The 19,860-nt window shown below is 39.6% G+C and carries 21 protein-coding genes and 1 other annotated feature; of the genes, 14 read left to right on the top strand and 7 right to left on the bottom strand.

Annotation, left to right across the window (positions count from 1 at the left end; translation table 11 throughout):
• Nucleotides 1-27: 27 nt before the first annotated feature.
• Entirely contained in the window at nucleotides 28-543 is a 516-nt protein-coding gene (locus AC0VYO_RS16525; protein ID WP_430246000.1) for a gamma carbonic anhydrase, read from the bottom strand.
• A gap of 90 nt (nucleotides 544-633) precedes the next feature.
• Here AC0VYO_RS16525 and AC0VYO_RS16520 point away from each other — a divergent pair, with 90 nt between their 5' ends.
• From AC0VYO_RS16520 to AC0VYO_RS16510, 3 genes are all read left to right on the top strand, one after another.
• Nucleotides 634-1,446: an alpha/beta hydrolase gene (locus AC0VYO_RS16520; protein WP_194219207.1), complete on the top strand. Its 813-nt coding sequence runs from the start codon at nucleotides 634-636 to the stop codon at nucleotides 1,444-1,446.
• Between the two features lie 17 nt (nucleotides 1,447-1,463).
• Complete coding sequence (locus AC0VYO_RS16515) at nucleotides 1,464-2,534, top strand: tetraprenyl-beta-curcumene synthase family protein (protein ID WP_430245965.1); 1,071 nt, start codon at nucleotides 1,464-1,466, stop codon at nucleotides 2,532-2,534.
• Between the two features lie 65 nt (nucleotides 2,535-2,599).
• Nucleotides 2,600-2,902, top strand: coding sequence for a hydrolase (locus AC0VYO_RS16510; protein WP_226614834.1), 303 nt, complete (start codon nucleotides 2,600-2,602; stop codon nucleotides 2,900-2,902).
• Between the two features lie 30 nt (nucleotides 2,903-2,932).
• Here the strand turns inward: AC0VYO_RS16510 and mnmM are convergent, their stop codons facing one another.
• Nucleotides 2,933-3,499, bottom strand: coding sequence for a tRNA 5-(aminomethyl)-2-thiouridylate-methyltransferase MnmM (mnmM, locus tag AC0VYO_RS16505; protein ID WP_475365640.1), 567 nt, complete (start codon nucleotides 3,497-3,499; stop codon nucleotides 2,933-2,935).
• A 221-nt stretch (nucleotides 3,500-3,720) separates the two neighbouring features.
• Between mnmM and AC0VYO_RS16500 the strand changes: the two genes are divergently transcribed.
• From AC0VYO_RS16500 to AC0VYO_RS16475, 6 genes are all read left to right on the top strand, one after another.
• Nucleotides 3,721-3,933 (top strand): hypothetical protein, encoded by a 213-nt coding sequence (locus AC0VYO_RS16500; protein ID WP_283153844.1) that lies wholly within the window; start codon nucleotides 3,721-3,723, stop codon nucleotides 3,931-3,933.
• A 202-nt stretch (nucleotides 3,934-4,135) separates the two neighbouring features.
• Nucleotides 4,136-4,366: a binding site (T-box leader), on the top strand.
• Nucleotides 4,367-4,429: 63 nt separating this feature from the next.
• The gene (leuS, locus tag AC0VYO_RS16495; RefSeq protein WP_430245957.1) at nucleotides 4,430-6,844 is read left to right on the top strand and encodes a leucine--tRNA ligase; all 2,415 of its coding nucleotides are present in this window, start codon (nucleotides 4,430-4,432) and stop codon (nucleotides 6,842-6,844) included.
• Nucleotides 6,845-7,070: 226 nt separating this feature from the next.
• A complete protein-coding gene (locus tag AC0VYO_RS16490) occupies nucleotides 7,071-7,379 on the top strand; it encodes a rhodanese-like domain-containing protein (protein ID WP_430245955.1) in 309 nt (102 codons plus the stop codon).
• Nucleotides 7,380-7,404: 25 nt separating this feature from the next.
• Nucleotides 7,405-7,743 carry a rhodanese-like domain-containing protein gene (locus AC0VYO_RS16485; RefSeq protein WP_475367818.1) on the top strand — a complete coding sequence of 113 codons (339 nt, stop codon included), beginning with the start codon at nucleotides 7,405-7,407 and terminating at the stop codon, nucleotides 7,741-7,743.
• Nucleotides 7,744-7,994: 251 nt separating this feature from the next.
• Entirely contained in the window at nucleotides 7,995-8,618 is a 624-nt protein-coding gene (locus AC0VYO_RS16480; protein WP_430245953.1) for a lytic transglycosylase domain-containing protein, read from the top strand.
• 158 nt (nucleotides 8,619-8,776) lie between these two features.
• Complete coding sequence (locus AC0VYO_RS16475; protein WP_475367504.1) at nucleotides 8,777-10,027, top strand: DEAD/DEAH box helicase; 1,251 nt, start codon at nucleotides 8,777-8,779, stop codon at nucleotides 10,025-10,027.
• Nucleotides 10,028-10,112: 85 nt separating this feature from the next.
• Here AC0VYO_RS16475 and AC0VYO_RS16470 read toward each other — a convergent pair whose 3' ends face one another.
• The gene (locus AC0VYO_RS16470) at nucleotides 10,113-11,387 is read right to left on the bottom strand and encodes a BaiN/RdsA family NAD(P)/FAD-dependent oxidoreductase (protein WP_475367817.1); all 1,275 of its coding nucleotides are present in this window, start codon (nucleotides 11,385-11,387) and stop codon (nucleotides 10,113-10,115) included.
• Between the two features lie 193 nt (nucleotides 11,388-11,580).
• Between AC0VYO_RS16470 and AC0VYO_RS16465 the strand changes: the two genes are divergently transcribed.
• Nucleotides 11,581-13,218 carry a putative polysaccharide biosynthesis protein gene (locus AC0VYO_RS16465; protein WP_475367816.1) on the top strand — a complete coding sequence of 546 codons (1,638 nt, stop codon included), beginning with the start codon at nucleotides 11,581-11,583 and terminating at the stop codon, nucleotides 13,216-13,218.
• Nucleotides 13,219-13,261: 43 nt separating this feature from the next.
• On the opposite strand, the gene AC0VYO_RS16460 is transcribed toward AC0VYO_RS16465, so the two are convergent.
• Nucleotides 13,262-13,471, bottom strand: a complete 210-nt coding sequence (locus AC0VYO_RS16460) for a hypothetical protein (protein ID WP_194219217.1) — start codon at nucleotides 13,469-13,471, stop codon at nucleotides 13,262-13,264.
• A gap of 74 nt (nucleotides 13,472-13,545) precedes the next feature.
• The gene (locus tag AC0VYO_RS16455) at nucleotides 13,546-13,971 is read right to left on the bottom strand and encodes a DUF6884 domain-containing protein (RefSeq protein ID WP_194219218.1); all 426 of its coding nucleotides are present in this window, start codon (nucleotides 13,969-13,971) and stop codon (nucleotides 13,546-13,548) included.
• A 115-nt stretch (nucleotides 13,972-14,086) separates the two neighbouring features.
• Between AC0VYO_RS16455 and AC0VYO_RS16450 the strand changes: the two genes are divergently transcribed.
• A complete protein-coding gene (locus AC0VYO_RS16450; RefSeq protein WP_475365637.1) occupies nucleotides 14,087-14,794 on the top strand; it encodes a pseudouridine synthase in 708 nt (235 codons plus the stop codon).
• A 94-nt stretch (nucleotides 14,795-14,888) separates the two neighbouring features.
• Nucleotides 14,889-15,500: a PRC-barrel domain-containing protein gene (locus AC0VYO_RS16445; protein ID WP_283153849.1), complete on the top strand. Its 612-nt coding sequence runs from the start codon at nucleotides 14,889-14,891 to the stop codon at nucleotides 15,498-15,500.
• 252 nt (nucleotides 15,501-15,752) lie between these two features.
• Here AC0VYO_RS16445 and AC0VYO_RS16440 read toward each other — a convergent pair whose 3' ends face one another.
• The gene (locus AC0VYO_RS16440) at nucleotides 15,753-15,992 is read right to left on the bottom strand and encodes a DeoR family transcriptional regulator (protein WP_159783850.1); all 240 of its coding nucleotides are present in this window, start codon (nucleotides 15,990-15,992) and stop codon (nucleotides 15,753-15,755) included.
• A 411-nt stretch (nucleotides 15,993-16,403) separates the two neighbouring features.
• Between AC0VYO_RS16440 and AC0VYO_RS16435 the strand changes: the two genes are divergently transcribed.
• A complete protein-coding gene (locus tag AC0VYO_RS16435) occupies nucleotides 16,404-17,414 on the top strand; it encodes a potassium channel family protein (RefSeq protein WP_475365636.1) in 1,011 nt (336 codons plus the stop codon).
• Between the two features lie 5 nt (nucleotides 17,415-17,419).
• Nucleotides 17,420-18,829: a dipeptidase PepV gene (gene pepV, locus AC0VYO_RS16430; RefSeq protein ID WP_475367815.1), complete on the top strand. Its 1,410-nt coding sequence runs from the start codon at nucleotides 17,420-17,422 to the stop codon at nucleotides 18,827-18,829.
• A 68-nt stretch (nucleotides 18,830-18,897) separates the two neighbouring features.
• Here the strand turns inward: pepV and cysK are convergent, their stop codons facing one another.
• Entirely contained in the window at nucleotides 18,898-19,827 is a 930-nt protein-coding gene (cysK, locus tag AC0VYO_RS16425) for a cysteine synthase A (RefSeq protein WP_475365634.1), read from the bottom strand.
• Nucleotides 19,828-19,860 lie beyond the last annotated feature (33 nt).

Raw genomic sequence — 19,860 nt, 5'->3', positions numbered from 1 at the left:
CAAACTAGCGATAAATATGCGTGCTTTCTAGAGCGGCTTTTGCTCTTTGTAATAGGCAGCTTTTTCAACATATTCTCTTCGAATGCGGTTCATATCCTTTCGATCATCCTCTGTTAATGTTCTAACAACCTTTGCAGGTCTCCCGAAAGCAAGGGAATGAGGGGGGATTTTCTTACCTGGTGGAACAAGGCTTCCTGCGCCAATAAAGGAACCTTCCCCGATCTCAGCTCCATCAAGAATAATGGAACCCATTCCAATAAGTGCCTCTTTGCGAATAATACTACTATGAAGGATTACCTGGTGGCCGATCGTCACACCATCTTCCAGAATGAGTTTTTTATTTGGACTCTGATGAAGTACACAATTGTCTTGAATATTGACCTTATTTCCAATTTCAGTTGGGGCCACATCTCCACGTATGGTCGTGTTAAACCAGACGCTGCTATGTTCCCCGATTGTCACATCACCTGTAATGGTAGTATAATCCGCAATATAGACCGTTTCATGAATCACTGGTTTTTTGTCATGATAAGCATAAAGCATTCCAATCCCAACTTTCATTTATTATAGATGAAATCCTTTCCAAAAGTAGTGTATCAAAAAGAAGGAACCTACATAAGGGGGCTAATGTCCATGCGTATAAAAGAAACTGAATATCCAAAAGCGGTTATTGTGTTAGTTCATGGAGCAAACGAACATCATCGAAGGTATGATTGGCTCGTTTCTAAGTGGATTGAAGCAGGCTATCATGTAGTGCTTGGCGATTTACCTGGACAAGGTGAAAGTACTAGAAGACGGGGCCATATTGATTCATTTAACCAATATATTGAAACGATTGATAAGTGGATCAAGAGAGCTCATGAGTATAAGCTACCTGTGTTCTTACTTGGGCATAGTATGGGAGGACTTGCATCCATCCGTACGATTATGGAAAAACGTCCTTCTCTAACTGGAGTCATTTTATCTTCTCCGTGTATTGGACTAGTTAATCCCCCTAACAAAGGTGTAGACTTGCTCTCAAAAGTACTAAATCCAATTGTCCCTTCTCTAAGGTTAAATTCAAAGCTAGAACCGAACATTGGGACAAGGAATCCAGAGTTCCACAAACGAGATCAAGAAGATCCATTAATGGTTCAAAAAGTATCTGTTAGATGGTACCGTGAACTTCTAAAAGCGATGAAAATAGCCAATGAAGGAGCGAGATCATTTCATAATTTACCATTGCTTGTATTACAGGGTGGCGACGATCGAATTGTAGATAAGCATGCTGTTATTTCATGGTTCAATCGCATTCCATTAACAGAGAAAGCATTTAAAGAGTGGGATGGATTTTATCATGAGGTGTTTAATGAACCAGATCGTGAAGATGTATTTCAAACGGCAAAATCATTTGTTGAGTTAAAACTTGAATTATTAGAGCGTAAGGAAAATAAGATAAATAATTAATACAGGAGTGGGATCACTTGAAAGTACCAAGTCAACCGTGGACGCTAATGTATAGTATTTATAGACGCGTCTTACCGAGGGTTCATCATGAATTAGAATATTGGAGGAAGCGGGCTGAAGAAATCCCTAATCCTGAATTGAGAAAGCAGGCGTTAGATAGCATTGATTCAAAAACGTTTCACTGTGAAGGTGGAGGGATTTATGGATTGCTTGCCGGGAAAGAAATTGATCGTTCTATTTCATTTATCGCAGCTTACCAGACGATAAGTGACTATCTGGATAACTTGTGTGATCGAAGTACTTCGCTTGATCCAGAAGACTTTAGTGCATTACATGAGGCAATGGCGGAGGCTCTTTCCCCTGAAGTTGAAGCTTCAAATAACTATTATCGGTATCGTGAAGAAAAAGATGATGGAGGCTATCTATTAGAACTGGTTCAAACGTGTCAAAAAGTCATTCGTGAATTGCCGAATCAAAGGGAAGTGCAGCCTGCCTTACTTGAACTCTGCCATTACTATTGTGATCTCCAGGTACATAAGCATGTTACAGAGGAAGACCGTGTTCCAAGGTTGAAAAGCTGGTTTGACCAGCATAAGCAACAGCTTCCAGAAATGACATGGAATGAATTCTCAGCGTGTGCTGGATCAACCTTAGGGATTTTCTGTCTTGTATCTTACTCATTAGGAGACATGATCCCTAAGGGCGGTACAGCTATGATTAAGGAAGGTTATTTCCCCTGGGTTCAGGGTCTTCACATAATGCTGGATTACTTTATAGATCAGGAAGAAGATCGAGCAGGTGGCGATTTGAATTTTTGTTTTTATTATAAAGACAATGATGAGCTCGCTCAGCGTGTTGCTCACTTCATTAAAGAAGCGGATAAAAGCGTTGAAAGTCTTCCACATTCTTCCTTTCATCGATTAATTAATCGCGGTTTACTTGGTATTTACCTTGCGGATCGTAAAGTAATGGAACAGAAAGACGTGCGCTCTCTTGCTCGTAAAATTATTCGAATTGGAGGAAGATCGAGCCTTTTCTTCTACTTTAATGGTTGGGTTTATAGAAGACTTCACAAAGCGTCTCAGTAAAAGCGTATAAAAAACGCTCTTTCGTGAGAAAAGAAGCCTATAGGATTTTGAAAGGGGCTCTTAAAATGAAAAAGCGTTACTATGTGGCTGTAAGTTCGGGCGAGATACTCGAAGATCAAGGGGCATCGAGCTATAATTTTGAAATCGATGCGGATGAGGAAGATATCTTCAAGCTCAGTGAGCTATTTGATCTGACAGATAAGGATAGTCGCCTATCGTTATATCGTTCACATGTTCCAGCTATGAGTTATCATGAAGATAAGAACAATGATGATTATGATAATCATATGAAAGAGATCTATGGTCTTTTACACAAATTAGGGAATAAGAAAACAAGAGAACATATCGAAACGATGGGAATTCTATAGAGAATAGGGGCTGTGCAGATGCACAGCCTCTTATTTTTTGCTGATGGCAAGAATATAGGGTGGTTCATTGATTTGGTTAATAAATTGGTATTTTAGAACTTGATACTGTGACTGATCGAGATCTGAAGCGAAATCTGACACCTTTTCACTTTCAATTTTACCTTCTGGATGTCCTGGGTAGACGACTAGAATAAGGAGCCCTTCTGAACGAAGCAAATGTAGGATGTCTGTTACTGCTTGGATCGTTTCTTCAGGTTTCGTCACAATAGTTTTATCTCCACCTGGGAGGTAGCCAAGGTTAAAGATTGCGGCAGAAACGTTTCCTACATCTTTCGTCTCAATTTTGCTATTGATTGAAGCGTGACTCTCGTGGAATAATGCCACCTGGGCAGATTGCTTAGCTTCTGTCAGCCTTTTTTCTGTAGCTTCAATCGCCTCAGGTTGGATATCAAAGCCATACACTTTTCCTGAATTCCCAACTGATTCAGCTAGGAAGAGAGTGTCATGTCCGTTTCCACAAGTGCCATCAATAGCAATGCCTCCTTCTTTTAATACTGAATTCAGTAGCGTTCTTGTAAAAGGTAATATTCGTTGCATGATCTGTAATCCTTTCTAACAATTAAAATTTTCTTAAATGAGTCTTCTGAAACTTATCCTATCAATTTATTAGGACGTCGAGGTTTAGAGTGGCTTCTTGTTTGCTTCTAACTAAGTATGACTTTACCATGATCGACCTTTTACTCCAACTAACATCTTTATGTGTTTGGGAATATCTGGCTCGTGGTACAGAGTACTATACAAAAAAATGAGGTGATCATATGGCAGAGCATGAAAAATCACATAAACAAGGCGAAACTAATAATCCCGAGCAATTACCAGATAAGGAAAAAAATCAGCTCGACGAGGATGCTTCAGAAATGAATGTCGATGCGATTCCATTAGAAGATTTAAAAGAAGAACAAAAAGAAGAAAAAGATAAGCCACATTCCAAAGATGATTCGGCTAGTCAAAAAAAGCATCGTAAAGGATAACGTACCCAATCAGGGTGCGTTTCTTTTTTTGAGATATCCGCTTACTGTATTAATTGGAATTGTTCTTTTGGCACACATGCTAATTCATCGAATATAAGGACAGCGGATGTATAGATTACGAAAAAAACGTCTATTCTGATAATGTTCTTGACATTTCTCACAAGTATTCATACAATACAAATTATATACGTAACTAGTGAAACCAAAGATAATGATAAGGAATAGTAACAAAAATTCTATTACTAGAGAGTTAACGGCTGGTGGAAGTTAACATAGGAGATTTGTGAACTCACCTTTGAATCGGAAGCCTGAATAGAGTAAGGTTGCCCGTATGCCTGCGTTAAAGGCCTTAAGTGAGTGCTGTTTCTAGCACTAAGCCGGGTGGTACCGCGGGTGATTGTGAATATTAGATTCTCAACCTCTCGTCCCTGTTGATGAACAACGGGGACGGGAGGTTTTTTTATTTTTTTGCAAGGACTGGAAGGAGAGAGTGACAATGGCATTTGATCACAAAACAATTGAGAAGAAGTGGCAACACTTCTGGGAAACAAACAAGACTTTTAAGACAGAAAACGATGCTAATGGTGAAAAAATTTATATTCTTGATATGTTCCCATACCCCTCAGGGGCTGGGCTACATGTTGGGCACCCTGAAGGATATACAGCTACGGATATCCTTTCACGTATGAAGCGAATGCAGGGATATAATGTTCTTCACCCAATCGGATGGGACGCATTTGGACTTCCGGCAGAGCAATATGCTCTTGATACAGGAAATAATCCACGAGATTTTACTCAAAAGAACATTGACACATTCCGTCGTCAAATTAAAGAGTTAGGTTTTTCTTATGATTGGGATAGAGAAGTTAATACAACAGATCCACAATACTATAAATGGACACAGTGGATTTTCACAAAGCTTTACGAAAAAGGACTTGCGTACGTAGATGAAGTGGCTGTTAACTGGTGTCCAGCACTTGGAACGGTTCTTGCGAATGAAGAAGTGATCGACGGTAAAAGTGAACGTGGAGGCCACCCGGTAGTTCGTAAACCAATGAAGCAATGGGTTCTTAAAATTACAGAGTATGCCGATCGTCTACTTGAAGACCTTGAAGAGCTTGACTGGTCTGACAGCATTAAAGAAATGCAGCGTAACTGGATTGGGAAATCTGAGGGTGCTGAAGTAACATTCACGATTGACGGTCATGATGAATCGATCGATGTGTTTACGACGCGTCCTGATACACTTTTTGGAGCTACGTATATGGTCCTTGCACCTGAGCATCCTTTCGTTGACAAAATTTCTACTAGTGAACAAATCTCAAAAGTTGAAAGCTACCGATCAAAAGTACAAACAAAGAGTGACCTTGAGCGTACAGAGTTATCAAAAGAGAAGACTGGCGAGTTTACTGGCGCGTATGCCATTAATCCAATCAATAATGAGAAGCTTCCAATTTGGGTAGCAGATTACGTTCTAATGAGCTATGGAACAGGAGCTATTATGGCAGTTCCAGCTCACGATGAGCGCGATTATGAGTTCGCTACTACATTTAATCTTCCTATTAAAGAAGTCGTTGCTGGAGGAGATGTATCCAAGGAAGCTTATACAGAAGACGGAAAGCATGTGAACTCTGATTTCTTAAACGACCTTGAGAAAGTAGAAGCAATTACGAAAAGCATTGAATGGCTAGAGGAAAAAGGAAAGGGAACGAAAAAAACGACGTATCGTCTTCGCGACTGGTTATTTAGTCGTCAGCGTTATTGGGGCGAGCCAATTCCAATTATCCATTGGGAGGATGGCACAATGTCTGCTGTCCCGAAAGAAGAGCTTCCTGTCGTTCTTCCTGAAACAACGGAAATTAAACCGTCAGGAACTGGCGAATCTCCTTTAGCTAATATTGAGGATTGGTTGAACGTAGTTGATCCTAAAACGGGCATGAAGGGCCGACGTGAAACAAACACAATGCCGCAATGGGCTGGAAGCTGTTGGTATTACCTTCGCTACATTGATCCGGATAACGATGAAATGCTAGCTGACCCGAAAAAACTCGATGAGTGGTTGCCTGTTGATATGTATATCGGCGGTGCGGAACATGCGGTTCTTCACTTGTTATATGCTCGTTTCTGGCATAAAGTTCTTTATGATATCGGTGTTGTGCCAACAAAAGAACCATTCCAACGTCTCCGAAATCAAGGGATGATCCTTGGTGAGAACAACGAGAAAATGAGTAAATCAAAAGGAAATGTTGTTAACCCAGATGAAATTGTCGAAAGCCACGGTGCTGACACGCTTCGTCTATATGAAATGTTTATGGGTCCGTTCGAGGGTTCTATTGCATGGTCTAACAATGGTTTAGATGGCGCGCGCCGTTTCCTTGATCGTGTGTGGCGTTTATTTGGTGAAGGGGATCTAACTAAGTCTTCTATTTCTGAAGAAAATTCAGGAGAAGACATGGAGCGCGTCTACCACGAAACAGTTAAAAAAGTAACTGAGGACATGGAAGGCTTACGCTTTAATACAGCTATTTCACAAATGATGGTATTTGTGAATGAAGCATATAAGCAAGAGTCAGTTTCCGTTACATTAATGGAGGGCTTTGTGAAGTTGCTATCTCCAATCGCACCGCACCTTGCTGAAGAGCTGTGGAGTGCGCTTGGACATGAGGATACACTCGCTTATGCAAACTGGCCAATGTTTGACGAAAGCAAGCTTACTGTAGATGAAGTAGAAATTGTAGTGCAAATCAATGGAAAACTTCGTGCCAAAATTTCTATTCCGACTGAAGCATCTCGTGATGAAATGCAAGAAATTGCTTTAGAGCATGAGAAGATTAAAGGTCAACTTGATGGCAAAACACTTCGAAAAGTGATTGCAGTACCAGGAAAGCTAGTTAATATTGTAGCTAATTAAGGTTGAACCCTCTCCTAACGACTAAGGAGAGGGTTTTTGAATGTAAACTACGGATGGGAAATTTTTAAACAACTCGAATAACCTTTTCCTAAAGCTGAGAATACTACTAAGATGAGTGGAAGATAGATTTCTTGTATTGAAGGTGCAAATCATGTACGATTGAATTTGTTGAAGTGATTATAACTGAAAAATCCATATTAAAACTGTACGAGAGGGGTATGTTTTTATGAGTAACGAAATTAAGACGGTAACACCTCAAGAGGTTCAAGAGTTACTTAATGAGGGCAAAAATGTTTCATTAATCGATGTTCGTGAGGATGAAGAAGTAGAAGAAGGCATGATCCCTGAAGCAAAGCATATTCGTCTTGGCACACTTCCGGAACGACTTGATGAGATCAATAAAGAAGAAGAACATATTATGATTTGCCGTTCAGGACGTCGTAGTGAGCGCGCATGTGAGTACTTGCAAGAAGCTGGTTATGAAGTGAAGAACATGGTTGGCGGTATGATGAAATGGGAGGGTAAAGTGAAATAGCCCTGCTAAAAAGGAGAGAGATTGAATGGCGATATGGGGAACGGCTTTAGCAGCTGTTGCATTTACTTTAGGATTATGGAGAGTCATTTATCCTTATTCTTATATGAAGCCAATTAATATGGAGCGGTTTGATGATGATAAATATTGTCTAATCGATGTGAGAGATTACATTCTTTCACACCGGACACCTTTTGAAAAAGCAAAGAACATCCCGCTTTCTTATCTAGGCAGACAAACGAAAGAAAACGAAGTGTGTGATAAAGAGATTATTGTTCTTGCGGAAGATCGAAAAGCAGCACGTCTTGCTGTTAAAATTTTGATGAAACAACGCAAGCAACCTATTTATTACATGACAGTTTCTTAAGTACGACGTCTTTTGGAGCTGGTCTCTAAAAGGCGTTTTACTGAATCTTTAATCCTAGTAAGTTGATAAGATTAATAAATCATAGCACTTTTTTCTCCATTGTCCAAGTAAATTGCCTTAAAGCTCTCTATTCATTTTGTTGATTCCTAGGTATATCGCTCGGTTCGTAAGTGGATCAAAATATGAGAAAAATAATCGTTCTTGCTCATGATCTGGTATAATGATGGAAAAGACTACACCGAGGTGTTGAAATGAAAGCAGATCTTATACGTGCAATGATGGATTTACAGGCTTTGCGACAGCTACAGCCTAACGCATTAGGCAAGCAACAGCCGTCTACTTTTTCCTTTACAGACATGCTTGAGCAAGCTCTCTCAACTCAAAGTACAGGACAGCAAATGAAAGCAGAAGTCCCTGTAAACTCAACCTCGGTGAATTCCTATGGCACATACAATTCCCAAATAGTACCGTCGACTAATTCTTCGTACACATCTTCATCGCTTGAAATTGATGGATATATTGAAGAATTATCGGCTAAATATAGTGTTGATCCAAAACTTGTTCATTCGATTATTAAACAGGAATCTAGCTATAAATCCGATAGTGTTAGCGGAGCAGGAGCTATGGGATTAATGCAATTAATGCCCGCAACTGCCACTTCACTTGGTGTTAAGGACCCTTTTGATCCTGGACAAAACATTGAAGGTGGCGTGAAATACATTAAGCAAATGATGGATAAATATAATGGCAATATTAAGCTTGCATTAGCAGCTTATAACGCTGGACCTGGGAATGTTGATCGTTACGGTGGGATTCCTCCATTCGAAGAAACGCAAAATTATGTTTCAAAAGTAATGGGTCATTACCAGACATAATAAGTAAAGGCTGTCTCGTCGACCGCTCTTCAGCAGTCGTAAAGGAGGCAGTTTTTTATATGGAACGGGACTTAGAACCGTTCCAATCTTGACCAAGATGGGTCATGGTTTCTTATGGCCTTAAAGATAATAAAGATAATTGTTATACTAAACACGAGGTGAATAATTTGAACGAATTTAAAGAAATGGGACTTGATGAACGTCTCGTTAAACAACTAGAAGTTCAGGGGATTAGTACCCCGACCGATATTCAAAAAGAAACAATCCCTGTTATGTTACAAGGAAAAGACGTGATTGCTCAGGCCCAGACAGGAACGGGTAAAACTTTTGCGTTTTTACTACCGATACTTGAAAAAATGGATACAGAAGCACCTGAAGTGCAGGCTCTTATTGTAACCCCGACACGAGAGCTAGCCATCCAAATCTCATCGGAACTAATGAAGTTAGTAGAACATCGCGATGACATTAATGTACTAGCTGTCTATGGTGGTCAGGATGTAGAGAGACAGATTAAGCGCCTTAATAAACAAGTACACATTGTTGTAGCAACGCCTGGACGTCTGCTTGATCACGTTCGGAGAGAGACCATTGACTTATCCCATACTTCTTATCTTGTATTAGATGAAGCTGATCAAATGCTTCATATCGGTTTCCTAAGAGAAGTGGAAGATATTATTAGTGAAACGCCTGAAAGTCGTCTTACAGCTCTTTTTTCTGCAACGTTATCAAGTGATATTAAACAGCTTGCAAAGAGATTTATGCGTTCCCCTGAGAAAATTAGAGGGAAGGAAAAAGGGAAAACTGTCGAAGAAATCGAGCAGTTTGTAATTGAAACGACCGATCGGAGGAAGTTCGCATCGCTTACCGAAACCATCGATGAGGTCAGACCGTTCCTCGGGATTATTTTCTGCCGTACAAAGCGTAGAGTAAGTAAACTAAATGGAGATTTAAAAGCAAGAGGCTATTTAACTGACGAGCTTCATGGTGATTTATCACAGTCGAAACGAGAAGGTGTCATCAAGCGATTCCGTGATGCTAAAATCCAGCTTCTAGTAGCAACAGATGTGGCAGCGCGTGGTCTTGATATCGAAGGTGTTACCCATGTCTTTAATTATGATATTCCTCAAGATACAGAGAGCTATATCCACCGAATTGGTCGAACGGGACGAGCTGGTGGCGATGGAGCTTCGTATACGTTTATTGCTGCAAAAGATCAGGCCTTTATTCAAATGATTGAAAAGGGAATCGGTAAAAAACTTGCCAGAAAGAGCGTTGAGGGTGCATTACCTTCGCATGAAGAGCGTAACGATCGTAGAGAGAATGATCAAAGAGGAAGAAATCATCGATCTTCACGGAAGCCAGGGGCATCGAACAATCGAAATAACGGAAGAAATCGAAACAAACGATAAGTTAAACGAAAGAAAGAGGGACCTGTCTATGGACTGGTCCCTCTTTCTTTGCATGTATTCACCTTAAAAATATCTAGTGGTTGAACTAAACGGCGGATTCCGCTTTCCTTTCGGCTGCGCTTTTTCCTGCTGTATAGCCTGTGACGAAGGCTGATGTAATATTGTATCCGCCGGTATACCCATGAATATCGAGTACTTCACCACAAAAGTAAAGACCAGTTGTGAATTTTGACGCCATTTCTTTTGGGTTAATTTCTTTTAGAGATACTCCGCCACCTGTTACGAATGCTTTATCGATTGGAAGCGTACCGTCTATGGCCACCTGGAACTGCTTTAATAGCCGCACGTATTCGCGCACTTTTTCTTTCGATAAGTGAGCGTAAGTTGTATCTGGAGAAATTTCTGCTTTGTTAAGTAGAAAGAGCATATATCGCTCTGGAACTTTACTTTTCCAAATGTTCTTAATAGCTTTTTTTGGCTCTTCTTTTGCGAGTTTCATATGCTCGCGAAATAATTCTTCTTCGTTTTGATCTGGTACGGCATCAATTTGTAAGGGAATATACTGAGCATTAAATTTTTTCATTGCTTTAACGACATATTGACTGCAGCGAAGAACAGCGGGGCCAGATAGTCCGATATGAGTGAAGATCATATCCCATCGATGTGTCTTTATTATCTTTCCTTTTGGATTGAGAACGGATAGGGCGACATCTCTTAACGATAAGCCCTGCAGTTCTTTATTTTTGATAAAAGGTTCACTAGATGTAAGAGGCACTTCAGTAGGATAAAGATCTGTGATGGTATGACCACCTTCTTTTGCCCATGCATATCCATCACCTGTTGAACCAGTATGTGGAACAGATTTTCCTCCTACTGCAATAATTACATTTGAAGAGTGGATCTCTTCTTTTGTTTGTAGCTTCACTCCAGCTACTTCTCCATCCCTATATAGAACTTTCTCAACTGGGGTGTTTACTTGGATAGTCACATTCAACTGGCGTACTTTGTTTAGGAGCGCATTTACAACAGATTTTGCATCATCAGTTACGGGAAACATTCTACCGTGATCTTCTTCTTTTAATTTAATGCCTAGATCTTCAAAGAATGTGATGATATCCTCATTATCAAATATGTTAAATGCACTGAATAAAAACTTCCCATTACCTGGAATGAATTTAATTAGTTCATCTAGTGGAAGGCGGTTAGTGACATTACACCGTCCTCCCCCAGAAATGGCTAGTTTTCGCCCAAGCTTATTACCTTTATCAACGAGAAGTACTTTTGCTCCATGTTCAGCCGCTGATACAGACGCCATGAGTCCAGACGGGCCACCGCCAATCACAATGACATCATAGTTCATACTTACACCTCTCTCATTTTGCTACACACAAACATACCACAATTTGTACTGATTATAAAAGTTTCACAAAAATTTATATTTGTTGTTACTAGGTAAATAGCTTAAAATGGAGAAGTGTATTTCATAACTGTTGAAAATTGTTGATAGATGACGAATAGATATAGTTGAATGGTTAGAAGTAGGAGATGGAGAAATGTCTGATTCAAATGTGATTAGAGGGACGATGCTGTTATCTGCAGCCACCCTTTTTTCTAGGATTATTGGTATGATTTATATGTTTCCTTTTACAGCACTAGTTGGTACACAGGGGGTAGCGCTTTATACGTATGCTTATACTCCTTATACCATTATGCTTAGCCTGTCTACGGTTGGGATTCCATTGGCTGTTTCTAAATTTGTATCTAAATATCATACTCTCGGGGATTATCGAACTGGTCGGAGGCTGTTTAAATCAGGACTTCTTTTAATGTCTCTTACTGGATTCGTTGCGTTTTTAGCTCTCTTTTTAATGGCAGAACCAATTGCTCATATCGTCATTGATGAAGGTAATGAAGGAAACACGATTGCTGATGTAACATTGGTTATCCGTGTTGTGAGTATGGCGTTATTGATCGTACCGATTATGAGTTTAACTCGAGGTTTTTTCCAGGGGCTTCAATCAATGGGGCCAACGGCCGTTTCGCAAGTCGTTGAACAAATCTTTCGTATTGTTTTTATTCTAGTATCAAGTGTTATTATTATGAAATTTATGGACGGAGATGAGGCAACTGCTGCTACGTACGCTACGTTTGGCGCTTTCGTTGGTGCAGTAGGTGGACTGATGGTCGTCTTCTGGTATTACAGAAAACGTAAACCTGCTTTAGATCAACATTTGGCTGAAAGTACGGTTGATCATAATGTGTCGTTAAAGGATATGTATAAAGAAATTATTACGTACGCTCTTCCGTTTGTCGTTGTTGGTCTAGCAATTCCATTGTATTTGCAAATTGATACTTTATTAATTAATCCGGCGCTAAAGAGTATTGGTTATGATAAACCCGCTTATGAAGAAGTTTTTGCGATTATTACAGGCCTTGCTCATAAATTGATTATGATCCCAGTTTCTCTTGCAACAGCTCTTTCAATGACGATTATACCGGCCATTACGAAATCATTTACAGCAAATCGTGAAGGTGCTTTGCAAACTCAGTTAACACAAACCTTCCAGATTTTATTGTTTTTGACTACTCCAGCCGCAATTGGACTAGCGGTTCTATCTGAACCGATATTTAGAGTGCTATATCCTACAGTGAATCAGGAACTCGGAAGTTCGTTGTTAATGTGGTATGCGCCAACTGCTATATTGTTTGCTCTTTTCTCTGTAACGGCTGCTATCCTACAGGGAATAAATAAACAAAAATTTGCGGTTTATAGCTTACTTGCAGGATTAGCCCTTAAAGCAGGATTAACTTACCCATTCGTCACAATTTTTGAAGGGAAAGGTTCTATCCTAGCTACAAATCTTGGATTGTTTACATCGGTGTTAATCACAATCATTATTATTAAGAAATATACTGAATACGAATTCGGTTTTCTTTCAAGAAGATTGCTGCTTATCGGTATCTTTGTGGTCGTGATGGCCGTGGCTTCTAAACTTTCAATACTACCATTGGAATTTCTCATGCCTGATTTGTATCGTTCAACAAGTGAAGGTGGTAGCATGCTGTATTCAATCATTAACCTGGTGATTGGAGTAACAGTTGGAGGAATTGTATTTCTATGGCTAGCCTACCGATCAAACCTTGCAGGCTTAATTTTAGGAGAGCGATTCTCATTCTTAAAAAGACGTTAAAAAATGAAGGCCAAAATGGCCTTCATTTTTTTGAGAGATGATATTAATATCCGTAGTCCTCATCTCTTATTCCAATTTGTCTTTCAATCCTTGTAATTCGACGATCTTGTCGTCTTAATTGACGCTCAATTTCTCTTAATTGCTGTTCGATGTTTCCTGGGTATCCTGGTTGGCCAGGGTAACCGGGCTGACCAGGATATCCTGGGAATCCGGGATACATTTGATACCCTTGCCCTTGCTGACGATCATACATAAAGATCCCTCCTTAAATAGGTACCTGATAGTGTATGTGAATGCTGGGCAGTGTTGCTGGGCATATGTCCCGTGTTATACTGAGTTTTTCTGATACCAGCTTAATTGTTCTCCAATTCCAAGACCTTTGAGAGGAACCTCATATTTGTAATTGAAATGATTTAGCTGCGGTTCAAGGTGTTTGCGATAGACAGATCCTCCGTGCAAACACACAACAATATCTGTAGACGTTTCATACTGAGAGAATTGCTCAATTACTTTTTGAGCCCATTCCTCACGTTGATGATGTGTAAATGTTTTGATAGATACATCATATGGATCCATGATATCGTCTGGTAATAAGAGGCCGTCTTTGGCATTATAAAAATACATGCGATCATAGTGGTGTGATGCATACTCAAGCGTTTTTTGAAATAAAGGACTCTGGTAAAATTCTGTAACAGGTGCTGATTTATTACTTTTCTTACGAGCCGTTGCTAAAAGTCCAACTTTCACAGTCATTCGATTCACTCCAAACGTGCATATTGGCATTTAACGTTTACATACCCTTCAGAACTAGAAAGTATGCTAAAAAAGTAAATAAATCGTGGAAAAAATATGGAAAAGGATTGATTTTATGCGTTTAGATAAACTATTGGCAAATATGGGCTATGGAACTAGAAAGGAAGTAAAAAAACTTCTTAAGACAGGCGTTGTCCGTGTTGATGAAGAGATTATTAAAGATCCAAAGCAACACGTTAACACTGAACAGAACCAAGTAACGGTTCATGAAGAAATAGTTGAATATCGTGAATTTATTTATTTGATGATGAATAAGCCAGCAGGTGTGATTTCAGCAACGGAAGATGAAGACGATGAGACCGTCATTGACATTCTCATTCCTGATGATCAAGTTTTTGAACCATTTCCTGTCGGTCGTCTTGATAAAGATACAGAAGGATTGCTTATCATTACGAATGATGGAAAGCTCGCGCATCATTTAACGTCACCAAAACATCATGTTCCTAAAACATACTTCGCTAATATTAATGGTGTTGTTACAGAAGAAGATGTTCATGCTTTTGAAAAAGGTGTCACTCTTGATGATGGTTACGAAACAAAACCAGGTGAATTGACCATTCTATCATCGGATGAGGTCTCGGAGATTGAATTAACGATACATGAAGGGAAGTTTCATCAAGTAAAGCGGATGTTTGAAGCAGTCGGAAAGCAAGTCGTTTATTTGCAGCGGATTCAAATGGGGGATATTCACCTTGATCGCGATTTAGAACCGGGGGAGTACCGCGAATTAACAGCTGAAGAAGTAGACATTCTGCATAAGTAAGTCCTCCTCTGATGAAGGAAGGTTTACTTTACCGTTTTCTTTTCGTGTAGCTGGGGAATACCCTTACTAGTCAGTCGCGAAGGAGAGGATGTTCATGATTAAGGTTGGAAAAGAAGTGCTGAATCAAAAGCTTAAGAATGATTCAACAGCTGAATTTGTTGTAAAGCAGGTTTATTTCGATCGATCACTTTCTAAAGCAACGTTTGTTGAGGTTCAGAAAAAAGAAGCAACGAATAAGCAGAATGCAATACCAGATCATCATTCAGATGAAATGCTTCATTCTATTCAAGCCTCTGGGGGGCAGTTTACTCCTGATAACTATCCTGTTACAGACGATGACCGAAAAGAAAAGGAAGCCGATGAAACGATGATTATTTCATATAATCAGATCAATTGGGAAGGTGATGATTACCTTCTTCATAATCAACAAGAAGAAGTGCAATCCTCCGTTTTAATTGATCAATGTTCATATAAATCGTTGGATAAATGTCAGGTTCTAACGGAGGATGGTGAAGAGTTAGGGAAGGTGAAAGATATCGTGATTCATAAGGATGGACAGATTGAAGGATTTTATCTTTCAGAGGGTTTCTTATCTGATTTTCTTTCAAGTGATCACCCTTTTCTAAGTGCGGATCAATCTGTAAGTTATCGTCATGATAAAATCATGGTTCCAGCGAATTATCATCACTCATTATTGAAAAAATAAATGATGAAAGCCCTGCTCTAGTAGCAGGGCTTTTATCGTGGTCTCCTTAATTAGAGGGCTGTGTTAATAAGCGTTGTTGAATTTTAGCTCATTTAGGCATTTAAAGCGAATACTCACTTCAATGATTCAAAAATCGAAAATCAACAATAGAAGCTAACATATCCAAAATTAAAAGTGAAAGAGACCAAAAATAAAGGCCTTCGTCAGAATGACATTGACGAAAAGCCAGGTTTTACGAGTGAATTTATTTTGTTATCCAACTTTTACTCTCTTGCTTGTGGTTGTCCAGAATCCTCGGTTTGGGCTTTTGACTAGTTCATTGTAGGCCAGCACGTTTAAATCTCTTTGAACAGTGCGCTGGGTAATCCCAAACTCTTCAACTAACTCATTAGTGCTGACAGTACCATGCTTGCTAATAAATAAATAGATAGACTTGATACGGGTCATCATACGATCAGTTGAAGTAATACTCAAAGAACCACTCCCTAACATGTAATCAATGCCTTATCCTTAGCATAAATAGTGACTATTAAAACCATATGAAGGAAACGTAAAGATATACTTAATTTTCTAATTGTTCCTTCGATTTTTTCATGAAAGTTTGGTTGAGTGCTCCGATTATGACTGGAAGTGATTTCTGGATGTGTTGGGTTCCCCAACTTGGTGTATTGACGAATAGGTATGACCACTTTCATAAGATAAGCGATTGATTGGTATTATTATTTAATTCCACTCCTACTCCCATTTCCCTCTTTTGGGCGAACTTACACCCCCTCTTTAAAGTTTATTTTACAATAATTCTGTTATTTCGGCAAAAAATTTCATTTCTTTTGAGTCAAACTTCCTTATCGAACTTACCTTTGCTATTCTTAAAGGACTAATATTGAGAGGAGGCGTGTGCTGGTGTTATTTCGAATATTTATTAAAAATGCGATTAAATTAAACAACCGGTTTATGATCATTGTCGCTATAGCATTAGTGATCATAAGTGCTTTTGTTATGCGTTTACTCGAACCTGAGACATTTCCTTCACTCTTTGATTCATTTTGGTGGGTTATGACGACCGTTACGACAGTAGGATATGGAGACTACTTCCCTGTCACAGTTGGAGGAAGAATCTATGCAATGTTTCTCTATATCGCAGGAATTGGATTAATTGGTGTGGTTATCGGTAAGTTTGTGGACGGATTTGCAGAAATTAAAAAGCGAAAGGAGGAAGGGAAAATGCCGTATCAGGGAGATAATCATATTGTTATAATAGGGTGGTCACAAAAGGCGGCATATGCCGTATCAGAGATTAGGGATTCTGATAAATGTGAGATTGTCATCATTGATAAACTACCAAAAACCCCGCTAACAGAAGATAACATTCATTATATACAGGGGGATGCGGCTGAAGAAGCCACTCTCAAAAAAGCGGATATAATGAAAGCGAAGGCGGTTCTGGTGTTTTCGGATGATGCTATCCACGATTCTCTTCTTGCTGATGGGAAATCGTTGATTATTGCTAGTTCGATCGAACGCATGTCAACTGATATTCACACAACGGTTGAAGTGATGAAAGAAGAGCACATAAAGAATTTCACTCATGTCCAGGTAGATGAATTTGTACTTTCGCATGAAGCTGTATCTCGCATGGCGGTTAGATCAGCATTTACGAAAGGAATATCAGGCGTCTATTCTCAGCTATTAAGTCGAGGACATGGTGATAATTTATATGAAATAGCTGTTCATCCAGATTGGAATACATATAGGGAAGCCTTTCAGGACTTATTACAGCAGGGTGCCACATTGGTTGCAGATGGTAACCGCATGGATATAAATCGCCGTCTTGATGAACCAATTTCACGTGACGCAAAATTATTTGTGATTTGTGATAAAAGCGTATATGAAAAAATAAGTAGGCAGGTGTAAATAATATGGAGAGTATAAATTGGAAAAAAGAAGTGATCAATCGAAAAGAAGATTTGTTAGCTGATTTAAAAGGACTTTTGAAAATCGAAAGTGTGCTAGAAGAAGAGCTAGGAAATGAAGGAGCACCGTTTGGTCCCGGCGTAAAAGAAGCTCTTGATTACATGCTTGCTTTAGGTGAGCGAGATGGCTATCAAACGAAGGATGTTAAACATGTGGCAGGACATTTAGAATTTGGTGAAGGAGAAGACATTGTAGGTGTGCTGTGTCATGTGGACGTTGTTCCAGCGGGAAATGGTTGGACGACTCCAGCATTTGATCCTGATCTACGCGATGGAAAGTTGTTTGCTAGAGGAGCTATTGATGATAAAGGACCAACTATTGCTGCTTATTGGGCGATGAATATAGTGAAAGAGCTTTTGCCTTCAGTCTCAAAGCGAGTGCGAATGATTATCGGGACAGATGAAGAAAGTTCATGGCGCTGTGTAGACACATATTTTAAATATGAAGAAATGCCAGACATGGGTTTTGCACCTGATGCAGTTTTCCCTATTATACATGCGGAGAAGGGGATTGCTGATTTCGAATGGGTTTTTCCTGTTAATGACACTCAGAAAGAAGGAATGATTCTTCAATCATTTATTTCCGGTCAGCGTTTGAACATGGTTCCCGATTTTGCTAGTGCTAAATGTGAGGGGGATGAAGCTGAGTTACTTGACGCAAAGAAAGCATTCGAGCTATTTTTAGAAAAGAAAGGTTTAGAAGGTCGTGTAACACTAGATCAGGAACTATCACTTGAAGTGCACGGTGTATCTGTCCACGGATCTGCTCCCCATGAAGGATTAAATGCAGCCTTCAAATTAGCTGAATTTCTAGATGAACAAGCTCTCGATCAAAATGGCGCCAACTATATTGGATTTATTACTAAGTGGCTCCTGAATGATTTTAATGGGGAGCGGTTTGGTGTAGCTTACGAAGATAAGGTAACAGGTTCTCTAACGATGAACGCAGGTACATTTTCATATAAAGCTAATCATGAAGGGCGAATTGGCATTAATCTGCGCTACCCTGTTACATGCTCGTTCGATGATGTTAAGAGAACGTTCAATAAAGTAACTGAACCACTGGAAGTGCAAATGAATGTAGTTGATCATATGACACCCCATCACGTACCTGAGGATCATGAATTGATTCAAAAGCTTCAAAAGGTGTATGAAAAGCAGACTGGTGAGCAAGCAAGACTTTTATCGATTGGTGGAGGGACTTATGCTCGTTCACTAAAAGCGGGGGTTGCGTTCGGTGCTTTATTTGAAGGGAAGCCACAACTCGCTCATCAAAAAGATGAGTATGTTGATATAGAAGATTTATTAAAAGCAACAGCCATTTATGCTGAAGCTATTTATGAACTTGCAAAATAATAGAATGAGCGCCATGCCAACATTGGCATGGCGCTGACTAATTAATGATAAATCAAAGATCACTTCTTTTATTTAGAGCTGAATAAATCACTTGAAAGGTATCGTTCACCGGAATCGCAGGTCATTGTGACAACAACTTGGTCAGGTGATAAACGTTCAGCAACTTGCATAGCAGCATATACGGCTGCACCTGATGAGGGTCCCACAAGAAGCCCTTCTTCTCGAGCAAGTTTCCTGGTTACTTCGTATGCCTGTTCATCTGAAATTTTAATAACTTCATCATAGACAGACGTATTAAGAATATCTGGAATAAAGCCTGGGCTTGTTCCAACAAGCTTGTGTTTTCCGGGCTTTCCACCAGACAACACTGGTGAGCCTTCAGGTTCCACAACATGAACGGTTAAGTCAGGGTAGTGTTCTTTCAGTACTTCTCCTGTTCCTGTTACAGTTCCGCCGGTACCAGCTGTTGAGATAAAGGCTGCCGGTGTAACGCCGATCTGCTTCATTCCTTCAATAATCTCAAGAGCCGTTGATGTCCTATGAGCATCCGGATTAGCTGCATTTTCGAATTGCATTGGGATAAAGCTATTTTTAATTGTTTCGGCAATTTCTTTGGCCTTTTTAATTGCGCCAGGCATTTTCTCAGAAGATGGAGTTAATACGACTTTTGATCCGTAAGCTTTAAGAAGCTTGATTCGCTCTTGTGTAGCATTATCGGGCATAACAATAATAGCTGGATATCCTTTAGCCGCTGCATTCATGGCAAGACCAATACCTGTATTTCCAGAAGTAGGCTCGATGATTGTTGAACCTTCTTTGAGTAACCCATCTTGCTCAGCTTTTTCAATCATATTGAACGCTGCGCGGTCTTTTACGCTTCGACTGGGGTTGAAATACTCTAGTTTGGCGTAAATTTTTGCTCCGTCTGGGTTTGGAACACGGTTTAATTTAAGTAATGGTGTATCACCAATAAGATCAGCCATATTTTCATAGATCATATAAGCACATCCTTTTCAGACAAGTTAAGGTTA

Source organism: Anaerobacillus sp. 63XJN7_4_ISO-PGPR-S23-413 (assembly GCF_056173725.1).
Note: the sequence above shows the minus strand (reverse complement) of the source record. Positions and strands in the feature narration are given on the sequence as shown.